This window comes from Comamonas sp. BIGb0124 (assembly GCF_003752175.1).
Classification (GTDB): domain Bacteria; phylum Pseudomonadota; class Gammaproteobacteria; order Burkholderiales; family Burkholderiaceae_C; genus Comamonas_F.
Map to the genome: position 1 here is coordinate 550,813 of NZ_RJVF01000008.1, position 14,499 is coordinate 565,311.

The 14,499-nt window shown below is 63.0% G+C and carries 14 protein-coding genes; 8 read left to right on the forward strand and 6 right to left on the reverse strand.

Annotated features, from left to right (window positions below):
• Nucleotides 1-14: 14 nt before the first annotated feature.
• Entirely contained in the window at nt 15-566 is a 552-nt protein-coding gene (locus tag EC845_RS03685) for a YbhB/YbcL family Raf kinase inhibitor-like protein (protein WP_123295844.1), read from the forward strand.
• 431 nt (nt 567-997) lie between these two features.
• Entirely contained in the window at nt 998-2,626 is a 1,629-nt protein-coding gene (locus EC845_RS03690) for a tetratricopeptide repeat protein (protein ID WP_158615603.1), read from the forward strand.
• Here EC845_RS03690 and EC845_RS22275 read toward each other — a convergent pair.
• The 6 genes from EC845_RS22275 to EC845_RS03715 form a co-directional block, all read right to left on the reverse strand.
• Nucleotides 2,551-2,919, reverse strand: coding sequence for a hypothetical protein (locus tag EC845_RS22275; RefSeq protein ID WP_158615604.1), 369 nt, complete (start codon nt 2,917-2,919; stop codon nt 2,551-2,553). The two genes, EC845_RS03690 and EC845_RS22275, sit on opposite strands and share 76 nt — an antisense overlap.
• 225 nt (nt 2,920-3,144) lie before the next feature.
• Nucleotides 3,145-4,473 (reverse strand): MATE family efflux transporter, encoded by a 1,329-nt coding sequence (locus tag EC845_RS03695; protein ID WP_123295846.1) that lies wholly within the window; start codon nt 4,471-4,473, stop codon nt 3,145-3,147.
• A gap of 124 nt (nt 4,474-4,597) precedes the next feature.
• A complete protein-coding gene (locus tag EC845_RS03700) occupies nt 4,598-5,860 on the reverse strand; it encodes an MFS transporter (protein ID WP_123295847.1) in 1,263 nt (420 codons plus the stop codon).
• A 43-nt stretch (nt 5,861-5,903) separates the two neighbouring features.
• Nucleotides 5,904-6,911: an aldo/keto reductase gene (locus EC845_RS03705; RefSeq protein WP_123295848.1), complete on the reverse strand. Its 1,008-nt coding sequence runs from the start codon at nt 6,909-6,911 to the stop codon at nt 5,904-5,906.
• Nucleotides 6,912-6,979: 68 nt separating this feature from the next.
• The gene (locus tag EC845_RS03710; protein WP_123295849.1) at nt 6,980-7,432 is read right to left on the reverse strand and encodes a MaoC family dehydratase; all 453 of its coding nucleotides are present in this window, start codon (nt 7,430-7,432) and stop codon (nt 6,980-6,982) included.
• 14 nt (nt 7,433-7,446) lie between these two features.
• Nucleotides 7,447-8,631 (reverse strand): acetyl-CoA C-acetyltransferase, encoded by a 1,185-nt coding sequence (locus tag EC845_RS03715; protein ID WP_123295850.1) that lies wholly within the window; start codon nt 8,629-8,631, stop codon nt 7,447-7,449.
• Between the two features lie 266 nt (nt 8,632-8,897).
• Here EC845_RS03715 and EC845_RS03720 point away from each other — a divergent pair, with 266 nt between their 5' ends.
• The 6 genes from EC845_RS03720 (at nt 8,898) to EC845_RS03745 (ending at nt 14,494) form a co-directional block, all read left to right on the forward strand.
• Nucleotides 8,898-9,353, forward strand: coding sequence for a MarR family winged helix-turn-helix transcriptional regulator (locus EC845_RS03720; protein ID WP_123296341.1), 456 nt, complete (start codon nt 8,898-8,900; stop codon nt 9,351-9,353).
• A 240-nt stretch (nt 9,354-9,593) separates the two neighbouring features.
• Nucleotides 9,594-10,706 carry an alkene reductase gene (locus EC845_RS03725; RefSeq protein ID WP_123295851.1) on the forward strand — a complete coding sequence of 371 codons (1,113 nt, stop codon included), beginning with the start codon at nt 9,594-9,596 and terminating at the stop codon, nt 10,704-10,706.
• A gap of 11 nt (nt 10,707-10,717) precedes the next feature.
• Entirely contained in the window at nt 10,718-11,950 is a 1,233-nt protein-coding gene (locus tag EC845_RS03730; RefSeq protein ID WP_233597920.1) for a multidrug effflux MFS transporter, read from the forward strand.
• Nucleotides 11,951-12,048: 98 nt separating this feature from the next.
• Nucleotides 12,049-12,996 (forward strand): 2-dehydropantoate 2-reductase, encoded by a 948-nt coding sequence (locus EC845_RS03735; protein ID WP_123295852.1) that lies wholly within the window; start codon nt 12,049-12,051, stop codon nt 12,994-12,996.
• A gap of 165 nt (nt 12,997-13,161) precedes the next feature.
• Nucleotides 13,162-14,148, forward strand: a complete 987-nt coding sequence (locus EC845_RS03740) for an MDR family oxidoreductase (RefSeq protein WP_123295853.1) — start codon at nt 13,162-13,164, stop codon at nt 14,146-14,148.
• A gap of 52 nt (nt 14,149-14,200) precedes the next feature.
• Nucleotides 14,201-14,494 (forward strand): putative quinol monooxygenase, encoded by a 294-nt coding sequence (locus EC845_RS03745; RefSeq protein ID WP_123295854.1) that lies wholly within the window; start codon nt 14,201-14,203, stop codon nt 14,492-14,494.
• Nucleotides 14,495-14,499 lie beyond the last annotated feature (5 nt).

Sequence of the window (14,499 nt, forward strand, 5' to 3'; positions counted from 1 at the left end):
CTTTCAAAGGCCCTATGCGTGTATTCCGTTCTGTCGCCGCCGCTCTTGCTCTGTTCCCACTGCTGTCCCATGCGGGTGACTTCAAGCTCACCAGCACGTCCTTTCATGCCGGTGCCCCACTGCCCCTGGCCCAGCTCTACAAGGGCTTTGGCTGCAGTGGGGGGAACGTATCGCCGGCCTTGGCATGGCGCGACGCACCTTCCGGAACAAAGAGCTTTGTCGTGACGGCTTACGACCCGGACGCCCCGACGGGCTCGGGCTGGTGGCACTGGGTGGTCTACAACCTTCCAGCCACCACGTCGGCACTGCCCGAAGGAGCCGGCCGGGCCGATGGCACATCGTTGCCGGCCGGTGCCGTCCAAGGCCCGACCGACTTCGGCCCACCCGGCTTCGGTGGAGCTTGCCCTCCAGCCGGTGATCAACCACACCGCTATCGCTTTACGGTGCATGCCCTGAAGATCGAGAAACTCGACCTTCCGCCCGAGGCCACCCCAGCGATGGTCGGGTTCATGGTTCACTTCAACGAGCTGGGGAAGGCCACGCTGGAGGCCAAGTACGGGCGTTGAGGCCCAGATGTAAGGCGACGCCAATACCGACCGGTCAAGTAGGCGTCCGCCGCACAGTTCGGCAAGTATGTACCAGAGTGGTGCTGCGACCCTGCCATCGGCTCGCCATCTGTACTTCTCGGCTCATACTTTGCACTCCCAACTCGGTGTTTTCAAGAGCAGCCTTTTTCCACAAAGTGCGCGTTTTCAGAGAAAGCACAGCCTTAAGCTGATGGTGTCTGAATAGAAGGCACAATTGGTGAATGCCACGGGATAACTTCAAGGAGTCAATCAAGGCTGCGCTTCGTGATCGCGTTGCGCATCGCTGCTCCAATCCTGAGTGCCGAGTCCCCACAGCAGCCCCAGGTTCCGGAGCCGCAGGAGTGCTTCGAGGAGGCGATGCCGCACACATTACTGCGGCCTCACCGAATGGCCCTCGGTACGACCCCAGCATGTCTCCGATGGAGCGCTCATCCATCGAGAACGGGATCTGGCTGTGTGCCGTCTGTGCCCGCAAGATCGATCACGACCAAGTTGCATATCCCGTCGAGCTTTTGCGCGAATGGAAAGCGTCAGCAGAAACGGCGGCCGCGCGGGAGTTTGGCAAGCCGCTCCTCACCGAAGCCCATTTGCACACGCAGACGCAAGGGCTCATCACGCAGCAAGGGCAGGTTCAGCAAGAAATACTCGCCCAACTGCACGCCATCCAGGCAGATCTTGCCAATGGACGCACATCAAATCAGATGGGCGTTGAGCCCCTTGACCACTTGTTGGAGGCATTGCGGCGACTCGCGGATAGTGGCAAGGCTCGCGGATCGGCCGCCATGCAGCTAAGCAGCGACGGTCGCTATGCGGATGCCGCTACGGAAGCCATTCGTCTTGCTGAAGACGAAGCCGATGCGGCAGCTCATCTTGGGAAAGCCGCCAAGGCGGCTCGTGTCCGTGCTGCGGCCCGGTGGCTCGATGCTGGAGATATCGCCTTCATCTCGGACTTTGTACAAGCTGCCAACGCCTATGAGCGTTGCACTGAGATGGACCCGTCAAATCCTTACGGCTGGAGCCGGTTGGGCGAGATTTCTTTGTGGCTGGGGCGTCTGGACAAGGCGCTGCACGCCTTTACTCGTATGTGGGGCTCCATGCCAGAAGGGGTTGCAACGCTTGCTAGAGCAGGTGATCCGCCTGCAATGCAGCAGGCTCGATTCATGACTGATCACCCCGACCTCACCCACAAGGCACGCGTATGGGCGATCAGAGGCATCATGATCGCCGGGCTCAACATTGTTGAGATTTTGCGGCGTGAGCCATCATTGGTCTCAGAATGCGGCCTCCGGCTTGTGCCCCTGGATCGGCTGGGCGAACAGCGAAAGCCGACCGAGCGTGAAGCGCCGGGGATCATCGAGTTCTTCCGCGAACGGGTCTACAACTTAGGCTGCGTGATCGATGCCAGTGCCGCGCCGACTGAGCACCGCCGAATTCTCGAAGGCCTGGCACGTATCGCTGGTCATCGCGGTGAACTCGACAAGAGTGAAGAGTACCTGCACCGTGCTCGTTCCATGAGCCTCGAACAAAAGGACTTTGTGGCCGAGGCGGTTTACCTGTGTAACCTGGGGACCATCGTCGGCTTGCGAGGTCAGGCAAATACTGCAAGAGACTACTTTGTCCAGGCGCTGGCTCTGTGTAAAGGAGATCCACGTCAGGGGCGGCTGTTCGTTGGAACCAAGTTCATCAGTGTTGAAGAGGCGGCTGAACGTCGTGAACAGCACAAACAGAAGCTGGCGAACGGCACGGCCATTGCCTCTCCTGAAGCCGATGAGATTGAGGTTTGCAACCTGCTCGCCGACGAGTTTGATCAGGACTCCGAAGCTGCTATGCGCAGAGCGCTAGTCCTGAAGGAAACAGAAGGCAATGCGCACGGCAATCTGGGCAAGCTCGCCGCAGCGGATGGCAATCTTGATTTAGCGCGGCGCGAGTTTGAAGTGTCACTGGCACTTCATGAATCGATCGGTTACTCCGCGGGCGTCTCGGCTACACGTAATGCGATTCTGAGTTTAGGCCAAGTCGAACCAGGCACGCAAGACTGATAACGTGTGCGCCCAATGCCATCATCTTTTGCTGGTGCGGGAGACGGAGCAATTTGCGGGAAAGCGACGTTTGCGACACCATCATCAAACTTGGGAGACCGAAAAAGCTCTTTCGAGTCAGGATAGGTGCTCAGATATCCCGCATGCTCTTCCGCCGCCCAAGGCACAAACACGACATCGGTCACCCCACTGCTGGCGACGACCTTCTCCATCTTCCTGAGATCGATGAATGCCGCCAGAACGGGGCCTTCCAGCCTGCGAAACTGGATCTTCTCAGTGATCAACTGGATCACGATATCTTTGAGGTCAAGCCTGTTGTCCCGGTCGGGTCCGCGCCTTCATCAGGTCCAATGGATGTCGTGGAAGAGCTCGCCGAGGACCACGATGCCATCTTGTGCCAGGCACGCATCAAGCATGAAAGCGCCTGCGGGAGTGGATGGATGTCCGACTTCCTGTGCCTACGCGCAACTTCGACCAGTGCGGCCTGCATAGGTGAACTCTCTGTACGGCAGCCATGTTTACCGCTGGGCACTTGCAAACCAACTGCCCGATGCGACAGACCACAGAATGAGCAGTCCGTAGACGGCCATTGCAACGGCACCTATGGCGAAGAATGCTGTCAGCGACCCCGTCATGACAAGCACAGCCCATCCCAGCCCGGCGTACAAACACAGCCGCAGCACCGCCGCCAGCAAGGGCCACGTCAACCGCCCTGCCCCCTGGGATGCGAAATAGAGCGAGAAGCCCAGCGCAAAGAAACCATAGAACGGGCCGGCGATGCGCAGGTAATGCACCCCCGTCTCCAACATGTGCTCGTCCGTTCCAAACAGCCTGAGCCAGGCCTCGGGCCACAGCGCCGCGGCCAGGCCCACGACCTCGGCGACCACGAACGCGATGGCGCCGCCGACGAGGGCAATGTTCCGCGCGCGCTCGGGTTGGCCGGCTCCGAGGTTCGCACCGACCAGGGCGACCATGGGCGCGCCCAGGCCGAAGGCGATCGGCATCAGCAGGTATTCCAGCCGCGCAGCGGTGGCATAACCAGCGAGAGCTTCAGTGCCCGCATGGGCGCCCACGATGGCGGCCGTCGACGCGATCAGCCCGTTGGTCAACACGGGATTGAGACAGGCCAAGCCCCCGACAGTCAGGATGCTGCGCATGGGCGCCCAATGCAACCGGCCCCAACGGAGTTTCGCGGCGTTTCGGTCGCCGAAGCAGTACGAAGCCAATACCAAGCTGCCGACCGCGTAGTAGCCCACCAATGCCCAGGCACCGCCGACGACACCAAGTGCCGGAACTGGCCCGAATCCAAAGACCAGGGCGGCGCAGACTGGGATCAAAAGAAGGGCGCCACCGCAGATGACCGCACCTGGCAACAGCATGTTGCCCGTGCCTCGGATCACGCTCGCCAGTGCGTTCATGACCCACATGAGCACCAGTCCGGCGAATACGACATGTCCGTAGTCATGGGCCACGGCCAGCGAGGCACCCCGTGCGCCTAGCAGATGGAAAAGCGGAGTGCCGAACAACATCAACAGAATCGTGAAAGCCAGGCCAACCGCCGCGCTCAGTACAACGGCGTGGCGCGCCAGCGAATCCGCCAGCACCACGTTGCCGGAGCCAAGCGACCGGGCAACCGCAGCCGAAATGCCACCGCCCAAGGCGCCCTGCGACATGTTCTGCATCAGCATCAGAACGGGCACGACCACGGCGACGCCGGCCAATACATCGGTGCCTAACTTGGCCAGGAACCACATCTCGATCAGGCCTGTCGATGCCTGGGCTAGCATCATCAGCACATTCGGCCAACTCATCCGCAGGAGCGTGGGCAAGATGGGGTCTTGCAGCATGCCGCGCACGCGCGGGCTGGCTGGAGGCACAGTCAGTATCGACGCATGGGATGCACTCCCCCCTGAAGGCGTCATCGCCACGGGCGCATCCCGTGCGTCATTGAACGATGCACTCCTGCGCCGCTCATGGCGTCACAGCCGTTTGCAAGCGCGCTGGCCGAGCCTCACGAATCGGAAGATGGATCAGCGCCGCACCCGCCGCCAACGCGATATCGATGTACCAGACCCAGTCATAACTACCGGTTGCCTGGAAGACCTGCCCTCCCAGGAAGGCGCCGGTGAAGCCCCCTACTTGATGAGCGAGCATCAGAACGCCAAAGAGCATGGCCATGTTCGCCGGACCGAACATCTTGGCAACCAGTCCCGCCGTCGGCGGCACCGTCGACAGGAAGGTCACCCCCATGACAGCGGCAAACACCAGCATCACGGCCGGTGTCTTGGGCGCAAACAGGAAGACCAACACCGCAAGGCCGCGGACCGTATAGAGCAATGAGAGAAGCGACTTCATGCGCCAGCGCCCGACCGCCCATCCCATCGAGAGGCTGCCGATGATGTTGAACAGACCGATCATCGCCAACGACCAGCCGGCAATGACTGGCGGCAACCCGCAGGCTTCAATCACGCCTGGCAAATGGGTGGCCAGGAAGGCAACATGGAATCCACAGACCATGAAACCCAGCGCCAGAAGGCCATAGCTGGGCGTTGCCAACGCCTGGATCAACGCTTCACGCGCCGTGAGCGCCTTCTTGCCGGACACGGCCGCAGCTGCTGCTGCAATGGCTTTGGAGTTTCCCTTGAGAACCCAGATGGCCGGCAGCGCGAGAAGCGCCAGAACCCCCAGCCACTGCATGGATGCGACCCAGCCGAGCGTGGCCGTCAGGCCGATCGAGATGGGTGCCATGACGAACTGCCCAAACGAACCTCCTGCGTTGACGATGCCAGTGGCCATGCCGCGTCTCTCCGCAGGTACCAGTCGCGTGCTGGCTGCCATCAATACCGAAGGTCCGGCCATGCCTGCACCACCAGCGGCCAGAACACCGATGGCAAAGATCAGACCGAGGGTCGAGGTCATGAAGGGCGTGATCACCGTGCCGATGACGATCAGCAAGATGCCCACGAAGATCACGCGCCCCGTGCCGATGCGGTCGGCGACCGCACCCGCGAAGGGCTGCGTGAGACCCCACCAGAGCTGCCCGAAGGCGAATGCCAGGCTGATATTCCCGATGCCCAGTGCTGTGGAGGTATTCAACGATGAGAGGTAAAGACCCATCGTGTTGCGCACGCCCATCGTGAGCGCGAATGTCCCCCCAGCTGCCAACAGCACAAGCCAAAGTGCGTTGCGTGTCTGGCCAAGGTTCATACGCGAAAGCTTGCTGCTACTGTTCATCTGAACCTCGCAATCGATCCCGATACGCCGCGGTCATCAAGATTCAGGCAACGATCCTGGCAGGGGCGGGCCCTGCCCAGGGGACAGGTGTTCTCGCCGGCGCCAAGGGCACCAGGCTGCTCACGGTGTCAAGGCGTCCAATCTGCTCTGCCGAAAGCTCCACTGCCAGAGCGCCGAGGTTGTCGTTGAGCTGGGTGAGCGAACGCGGCCCGATGATCGGCACCGCGCCATGCGTGCCAGCCCAGGCAATGGCGACCTGCCCGGCGTTGACGCCAAGCTCGCCGGCGATGGCGAGCACGGTATCGAGTACCTGCGTGCGCTGCGCGGAGTTCTCCGCCTGGAACACGCGGCCACCGAAGCCTTCGGCACGACCTTTCTCGCCCTGCCGGTACTTGCCGGTCAGCATGCCGCCACCCAGAGGTGACCAAGTCACGATGCCCAGCCCAAGCGCATGTGAAGCCGGGAACAGATCCGCCTCGGGCTCACGATGGACCAGGCTGTGTTCGAACTGCGCAGCCGCGATGGGAACGGCATGGGTGAGTTCGGCCAGCGTGACCGCACGGGCCAACCGCCAGGCGGCGAAGTTCGACAGTCCGGCATAGAGGATCTTGCCCGCGCGCGCCAGGTCCTCGAAGCCACGGATGATTTCCTCGATAGGGGTCACGCCATCGGGATGGTGCGCCCAGTAAATGTCGATGCGGTCGGTCTTGAGCCGTTTCAGGCTTGCCTCGACAGAGGCGACCATGGACTTGCGACTGTTGCCGGTGACCAGGCGGTTGGCATCGGGAGCCGCGCCGTTGGTGAACTTGGTGGCGAGCACGAAATCTTCACGCCGGCCCTCCAGCAGACCGCCCAGCGCCTCTTCCGATTGGCCGAACTGGTAGACATCCGCCGAGTCGATGAAGTTGCCCCCGGCTTCGGCATAGGCGTTGAAGACCGCCTTGCTGACATCGGGATCGGCACCATAGCCCCAGCCTGTGCCAAAGTTACCCGTGCCGAGTGCGACCTGAGAAACCCGCAAGCCGGTCGTGCCAAAGGGGGTGTATTTCATGATGTGCTTCGTTGAATGAATCGAGAGGGGGTTATCAATGTCGTCTGGTCGCGTCGTAACCGGTGCGGTTACGTCACTCGCCGCGGAACGACGAGGTTGCCGACGGATATCTGCACGGCTTTCCCGTCCTGGTTCAGCGTCGTCGTACGCACCTTGACCAAGCCTTGCTCCGGGCGCGACTTTGACGGCCGTACCTCCAGCACTTCGCTTTCCACGCGCAACTCGTCGCCAGGCCGCAGAGGCAGCGGCCAGCGCAGTTCATCGAAACCCGCGCCGACGATGCCACCTGCCGGCTTGAAGTCGCTGTCCACGAGCAGTCGCATCGTCACTGCAGCGGTATGCCAGCCACTCGCGGCCAAGCCTCGGAAAATCGAGTCAGTTGCGGCCAATTCATCCAGATGGAACGGCTGCGGGTCGAACTCGGCGGCAAACGTCTTGAGCCGCTCCTCATCGATGCGTATCCGCGTGGTTCCGGCGAAACGTTGGCCGGGTTCAAGGTCATCCAGGTAAAGAAAGGGCATCGCTGGCCTCCTCGTCAGAGCATTTCGAGCGCGAGCGCGATGCCCTGCCCGCCGCCGATGCACAGGGTCACAATGCCGCGCGTCAACCCGTCGCGGCGCATCGAATGCAGCAAGCGCGTGGTCAGCACCGCGCCCGTGGCGCCAATGGCATGGCCATGGGCAATCGAGCCTCCTTCGACGTTGACAATGTCTTCCGGCAGCTCCAGCTCGCGCAGGCAGGCCAGAGCAATGGCGGCAAAGGCTTCGTTGATTTCGATGCGCTCAACGTCCGTGTGTTTCCAGTTGGCGCGCTCAAGCGCCAGTTTCACGGCCGGCACAGGCCCGATGCCAAACATCCCCGGTTCTACGGCCGCGACGCCATGGGACACCAGCCGGGCCCAGGGCTTCAGACCGTTCTTTTCCGCGAAGCTGCGCTCCGCAACGATCACTGCGGCTGCGCCGCTGTTGAGGCCGGGTGCATTGCCGGCCGTGATCGTGCCGTCCTTGCGAAACGCCGGCTTGAGCTTGGCGAGTGTTTCAAGCGTCGTATCCGGGCGATTGGCTTCGTCCTTGGCAAAGCTCACCGGCCCCTTGCGGCTGGCAAGTTCGATGGTGACGATTTCCGCGTCGAACCTGCCCGCGGCCTGCGCAGTGCTGAACTGTTGCTGCGAGCGCGCAGCCCAGCGATCCTGGTCTTCGCGGGAGATGCCGTACTGGCTGACCAGATCCTCCGTGTGCCAACCCGAGTGCTGGCCGCTGAAGGCGTCGTTGAGGCCGTCGCGCAGCATGCTGTCGAGCATCTGGGCGTCGCCCATCCGGTTGCCCCAGCGCCCGCCCGGCACCAGGTAGGGCGCCTGGTCCATGTTCTCCATGCCGCCGGCAATCGCCACTTCGGCGTATCCCGCGGCGATCTCGAGCGCAGCACTCGCGATCGCCTGGGCGCCCGAGCCGCATACGCGGTTCACCGTCAAGGCCGGGACCTGCACGGGCAGACCACCGCCGATGGCGGCTTGACGTGCCGGGTTCATCTTCGTGCCGGCCTGAATCACGTTGCCCATGACGACCGTATCGATGAGGTCGGCGGCCAGGCCCGAACGTCGCAGTGTCTCGCGAATCACGGCAGCGCCAAGCTCGGTCGCCGGGGTGTCTTTCAGCGCACCGCCATAGGTGCCAATCGCGGTGCGAACAGGAGAGCAAAGAACGATTTCGGGCTTGGCCATGGGATTCTCCAGAAACGGTTGCAGGTTGGCCGACGATCAGACACGTCGTGGTGCTGGCGGCAGATCCCCGCTGAAGTTCGCGTCGAACATCTCTATACCAGTGAGGCCAAAGACCCGGCCCTCGGGCTCCGCGCTGTGAGCGCTCAGGCGTGCGCGGACTCGCGCCTCGTCGGCCTCCCGCCGTGCCACGGTTTGATCAACATCCATCGGCCGCTCCTTCTTTGAATAACATTGCATATGCAATAGTTGCAGGTACAATGTATCACATGAGAACCGTCATCAAGCCACAGGGATGCACCAACCTGAAGCTGCGCCAGCTCACGCGCATGGTGACGCGGCACTACGACCACCACGTCGCGTCGACGGGGCTCAAGAACACGCAGTACGCGCTGCTGTCGCACGTTGTCAGGCTCGGACCCATCCAGCCAAGCGATCTCGCTAGGCGCATGCAGATGGATGCCTCAACGTTGACGCGCAACCTGCAGCCTCTGGCTGCTCAAGGCCTTTTGGAAGTCGGCGCGGGCAAGGATGCGCGCAGCCGTTTGGTCGAAGCGACGGAGGCGGGGCGCACGAAACGGGCTGAAGGGCAGCGCGCCTGGAAGGCGGCGCAAACGTCGCTCAACGAGCGGTTGGGCGTTGAGCGCGTCGTTGCATTGCACGATTTGCTCGATGCTTGCATCGGATGTCTGGATGAGGACGCCGAAGATGGAACAGCGACCTGAGCTTGCAAGTGCCTGCTCGTGCCTTCTCTTGTGCCTCGATGCTTGCCTGCACCGGTGAAGTCCGTTGAACGCGTCTGCAGCAACTATGAATGCGCACTGCAATGCAGTTGTCCTCGGTGCACGCCCCGCTGGTGATTTGGCCGCAACTCGAGCCGCACAACGCGAAAAGTCGAGGCCTTGCACGAACGCTCGTACCGATGACTTACTTCTAAGTCAGCGTCCCACGAAAGGATTCGCCCGATGACCCACACATTGTTCTCGCCCCTGAAGCTGGGTGCATTGAAGCTTGCCCATCGCGTCGTGATGGCGCCGCTCACCCGGATGCGCGCGGCCCAACCAGGCAACCTCCCGCACGCGCTCAACGTGGCGTACTACCACCAGCGGGCATCACAAGGCGGGCTGATCATCACAGAGGGCACTCAAATCTCTCCGTCCGGCCAGGGCATGCCCGCCACGCCGGGTATCCACAGTGAGGAGCAGATTGCAGGCTGGAAAGAAGTCACCCAGGCGATTCATGCCAAAGGTGGCTTTGCCTTTCTGCAGCTTTGGCACGTTGGCCGTATATCGCATTCCTCGCTCTTGAACGGCCTGTTGCCGGTTGCTCCGTCGGCCATCGCGGCCCCAGGCAATGCGTTCACTGCGACATTCGGGCGCGTGCCCTTCGAAACGCCGCGCGCGCTCGAAATGCAAGAGATAGGCTCGATCGTCGAGGATTACGGCCGCGCGGCACTGAGCTCGCAACGCGCTGGTTTCGATGGCGTGGAAATCCATGCAGCCAATGGCTACCTGTTGGAGCAATTCCTGCAGAGCCGAAGCAACCAGCGCACGGACGACTATGGCGGGTCGATCGAGAATCGCTGCCGGCTCGTCCTGGAGGTGGCACGCGCCGTATCGGTCGTCTATGGTGCCGATCGTGTCGGTATCCGCCTGTCGCCATTCGGAGTCGCCAATGGCAGCGGAGAAGACGAACCGCTGGCGCTTTACACCCATCTGATCGAGCGCCTGGCGCGCCTGGACCTGGCCTATCTGCATCTGATCGAGCCGCGGGCCAGTGGCGCGGGCCAGGCCGAAGTCGATCACCAGAATGTGCCTTTCGCGTCGGAACTGTTCCGACCGCATTGGCCGCACGCGCTGCTCGCGGCCGGAAACTACAGGCCCGACACGGCGGCCGCCGCCATTGCAGCGGGCCGCGCGGATGCTGTCGCGTTCGGGCGCCTGTTCATCGCCAATCCTGATCTGCCCGAGCGCGCGCGCCGGGGTACCGAACTCAATGCCTACCACCGCGGCACCTTCTATGGCGGTGGTGCCGAGGGCTACGTCGACTATCCGACGCTCGAAGCGCTGAACCAGTGAGAGACAGACACGTGCCGCACGCATCACCGACAACACCCCTGCTTCCCGCCGAGCGGGCCGCTCAGGCACCGGGACGCTCACTCACGGCAAGCCTGCTGTTCCTGTTGGCTGCGCTGGCGGCTCTGGGCGCACTGGCCACCAACATCATCCTTCCGGCATTTCCCTCGATGGGCAAGGACCTCGGCGTCTCGGTCCGCGATCTTGGCGCAACGCTCAGCAGCTTTTTCATCGCCTTCGCGCTGGGGCAGTTGTTCGTCGGGCCGCTGTCGGACCGCTTTGGGCGTCAACGCCTGGTCTTGGCGGGACTGGCCACCTTCATCGTCGGCAGCCTGGTCTGCACGGTGGCCAGCACGTTGCCGCAGCTCATCGGCGGCCGGGTGGTCCAGGCGTTGGGCGTGTGCGCCACGTCGGTGCTGTCTCGCGCCATCGCGCGGGATCTGTTCGAGGGCCAGGAGCTGGCGCGGGCGCTTTCCCTGACCATGGTGGCGATGGCGGCCGCACCGGGCTTCTCCCCGCTGCTCGGCAGCGCCCTGGACAGTCTGTTCGGCTGGCGCTCCACCTTCTTCGTGGTGGCGGCGCTGGCCCTCGCCCTGGCCGTTGGCTATGTCACCAGGCTTGGCGAGACACATGCACCAGATCGCCGATCCGCACTCTCGCTAGGCAGCGTCGCTGCGGGCTACAAGGCGTTGGCCTTTGATCGTCGTCTCATGGTGCCCGCCCTCTCCGTGAGCCTGGTGATCGGGGCGTTGTATGCCTTTTTCGGCATGGCTCCGGCCATCCTGATCACTGGCTTCGGGCTGTCGCCATTGACGTTCGGGTTGTTCTTCGCATCGACGGCTTTCGTCGTGTTCGGGTCGGGCCTGCTGGCGCCGCGTCTCGCCAGAAGATGGGGTCCGGTCGTGACCGCTCGTATCGGGGTTTCCGTCGCACTCGCTGGAGCCGCTGCGATATTGGTCAGCGGCTTGGGGTTCGTCTCCTTCAGCGTGTCCCTGACCATCTTCCTGTTCGGGATGGGTATCTTCAATCCACTGGGAACGGCCATTGCGCTACAGCCCTTTGCACAGCAGGCGGGGGCCGCATCGGCCTTGCTTGGGTTTCTTCAGATGGGGTGCGCCGCGCTGGCAATTGTTGCCGGAGGGATGCTGGCTTTGCCGCCGCATACCGCTTTGGGCGTCATCTTGCTTGCATCGCTTGCGGTGTCCTGTCTGTGTTTTTGGTCCATACGACTTCCGAGGCGAGCCTGACGCATGTGGTCGGATCACTCGGGAAGCATTGATTCGCAGCCGTCTCGGCGCAGCAATCACGACAACCAACCCTCTTTCTCGATGTTCAGGAGTTGCGCATGAAGATTCTTGTCGTAGGTGCCGGCGCAATCGGCGGGTATTACGGCGCACGGCTATTGCAGGCAGGTGCCCAAGTGTCTTTTCTGGTCAGGCCGCAGCGGGCGGCGTCGCTGGCGTCCAACGGGCTGCAGGTGCGCAGCGAGCTGGGCGATTTCAGCGGCGCCGTGGCGGCAGTGGTCCGCGAGGACCTGAAGCCCGTCTACGACCTGATCGTGCTGAGCTGCAAGGCGTACGACCTGGACGCAGCCATGCACGACATCGGCCCGGCCGTGGGGCCAGACACCGTCATTCTTCCGTTCCTCAACGGCATGGCTGTGTACGACCTGCTGGATGCGCGCTTCGGCCGTGACCGTGTGCTGGGCGGGGCGGCATATATCGCGGTCATGCTCGACCAGGATCGCGTCATCCGCCATTTCGGTGCCAATGATGTCGTGGTCGTTGGCTCCCGAAGCGAACGGACTGCCCATGCCGCCGAGCGCTTCTTCGCCCTGATCTCTGCGTCGCAAGGTTCGCGCAAGCTGTCGCCAGACGTGACCCAGGCGCTGTGGAACAAATGGGTGATGCTCGGCACCGGCGCCTTGATGACCTGCCTCATGCGGGGGACGGTGGCGGACATTCTCGCCACCCGCGACGGCGAGCGACTGATGAAGCAGGCAATCGGCGAGTGCTGCGCCGTTGCCGCGGCCGAAGGCCATGCGCTTTCCGCCGAGGACTTGCGCGGCCTGGAGGCGCGTTTGCTCGATACGCGCTCGACGTGGGCCGCGTCCATGATGCGCGACATCGCGCAAGACGCGCCGCGCCTGGAGGCCCAGGCCATCGTTGGCGATCTCATCGTGCGCGCCGAACGCCGCGCGTTGGACCTCCCGTTGGCGCGCACGGCGTACTGCCACCTTCAGGTCTATGAAGGCCAGCATGCCCGAGCGCAGATGGCTCCACGGATGGCTTGATCGGCCGCAGCACCCCTGCTAAGCGCAGCAGCTTGAGACCCTTGTGCACCTTAGCCGCGACCCTGCGCCCGACGCCAGCGAAAGCCTCACCACGTCCAGGTCCTCAGCTGTCACGGCGGCACTACATCGGACCGTCTCTGCATTCACCCCTTCGAGGAGCGACACATGAGTTTCAAGGCACTGCTCGCCACACAGGACGACGGCAACTTCGCTGTGAACCTGGCACAACTGGACGACAACGACCTGATGAATGGCGACGTCACCATCGATGTCGAGTATTCCACCGTCAACTACAAGGACGGCCTGGCTCTGACCAACCGCCTCCCGATCATCGGACGCTTCCCACTGATCCCCGGCGCGGATCTTGCCGGCACTGTGCGCGCATCGAGTCATCACGGCATCCAGCCGGGCGACAGGGTCATGGTCAACTGCTGGGGCCTGGGCCAGACCCATCATGGTGGCTTCACCCAGAAGGCCCGCGTACCGGGCGAATGGGTGATCAAGCTGCCCGACGCGTTCTCCACCAGGGACGCGATGGCCATCGGCACCGCAGGCTATACGGCCATGCTCTCCATCATGGCCCTGGAGCATGGCGGCCTCACACCGCAGCGCGGCGACATCCTGGTCACCGGCGCCAGCGGCGGCGCTGGCTCCATCGCCATCGCGCTGCTGTCCAGGCTCGGCTATCGGGTCATCGCCTCCACCGGGCGTTTACAGGAAGCCGACTATCTGCGCGAACTGGGCGCGGCCGACATCATCGACCGACATGTCCTGTCCGAGCCGGGCCAGCCGATTGCCCGCGAACGCTGGGCCGGCGCCATCGACACGGTGGGCAGCCACACGCTGGCCAATGTTCTGGCACAGACCGCCTACCGCGGCGTGGTGGCCGCTTTCGGCATGGTGCAAGGCCATGACCTGCCCGCCTCGGTCCTGCCCTTCATCCTGCGCAACGTCACGCTCGCTGGCATCGATGCCGTCAACGCGCCGCAGTCGGTTCGACTGGAGGCTTGGTCGCGCCTGGCGCGCGACCTGGACCTCGCCAAGCTGACTTCGACCACCCAAGTGGTCGGGCTGGCCGAGGTGCCAGATGTTGCGCAGCGCATCCTGAAGGGCCAGGTGCGCGGCCGCACCGTCGTCGACGTGAACGCTTGAATGTCCTTCTCTTATCCGCCATCCCGCAACCCCGTACATCAAGGAGTCCACCATGTCAGATCCCTATTCGCTGTGCGTCGTGCTGAAGGTCAAGCCTGAGCATGCCGAAGAATTCGCGGTCTTGGTTCAGGAGAACGTCACCGAGACGCGCAATGACAAAGGGGTGGTGACCTTCAACTATCACCAGGTTCTCGGCGAGACGACCTGGCTGTTGTACGAGATCTGGGAGAGCAAGGCCGATTCCGACGTCCACCGGCAAAAGCCCGATGTGCAGGCCTTCTTCGCCAAGGCGCCGCAACTGCTGGCGGCCGAACCCGTCATCTACTCTCTGGGCCCGGTGCTGTGACACCG

What these genes read in the sequence shown, in the direction of transcription:
- EC845_RS03685 (WP_123295844.1), top strand. Translation starts at nt 15, where the DNA reads ATGCGTGTATTCCGTTCTGTCGCCGCCGCTCTTGCTCTGTTCCCACTG.
- EC845_RS03690 (WP_158615603.1), top strand. Translation starts at nt 998, where the DNA reads ATGTCTCCGATGGAGCGCTCATCCATCGAGAACGGGATCTGGCTGTGT.
- EC845_RS03695 (WP_123295846.1), bottom strand. Translation starts at nt 4,473, where the DNA reads ATGCTGCAAGACCCCATCTTGCCCACGCTCCTGCGGATGAGTTGGCCG.
- EC845_RS03700 (WP_123295847.1), bottom strand. Translation starts at nt 5,860, where the DNA reads ATGAACAGTAGCAGCAAGCTTTCGCGTATGAACCTTGGCCAGACACGC.
- EC845_RS03705 (WP_123295848.1), bottom strand. Translation starts at nt 6,911, where the DNA reads ATGAAATACACCCCCTTTGGCACGACCGGCTTGCGGGTTTCTCAGGTC.
- EC845_RS03710 (WP_123295849.1), bottom strand. Translation starts at nt 7,432, where the DNA reads ATGCCCTTTCTTTACCTGGATGACCTTGAACCCGGCCAACGTTTCGCC.
- EC845_RS03715 (WP_123295850.1), bottom strand. Translation starts at nt 8,631, where the DNA reads ATGGCCAAGCCCGAAATCGTTCTTTGCTCTCCTGTTCGCACCGCGATT.
- EC845_RS03720 (WP_123296341.1), top strand. Translation starts at nt 8,898, where the DNA reads ATGAGAACCGTCATCAAGCCACAGGGATGCACCAACCTGAAGCTGCGC.
- EC845_RS03725 (WP_123295851.1), top strand. Translation starts at nt 9,594, where the DNA reads ATGACCCACACATTGTTCTCGCCCCTGAAGCTGGGTGCATTGAAGCTT.
- EC845_RS03735 (WP_123295852.1), top strand. Translation starts at nt 12,049, where the DNA reads ATGAAGATTCTTGTCGTAGGTGCCGGCGCAATCGGCGGGTATTACGGC.
- EC845_RS03740 (WP_123295853.1), top strand. Translation starts at nt 13,162, where the DNA reads ATGAGTTTCAAGGCACTGCTCGCCACACAGGACGACGGCAACTTCGCT.
- EC845_RS03745 (WP_123295854.1), top strand. Translation starts at nt 14,201, where the DNA reads ATGTCAGATCCCTATTCGCTGTGCGTCGTGCTGAAGGTCAAGCCTGAG.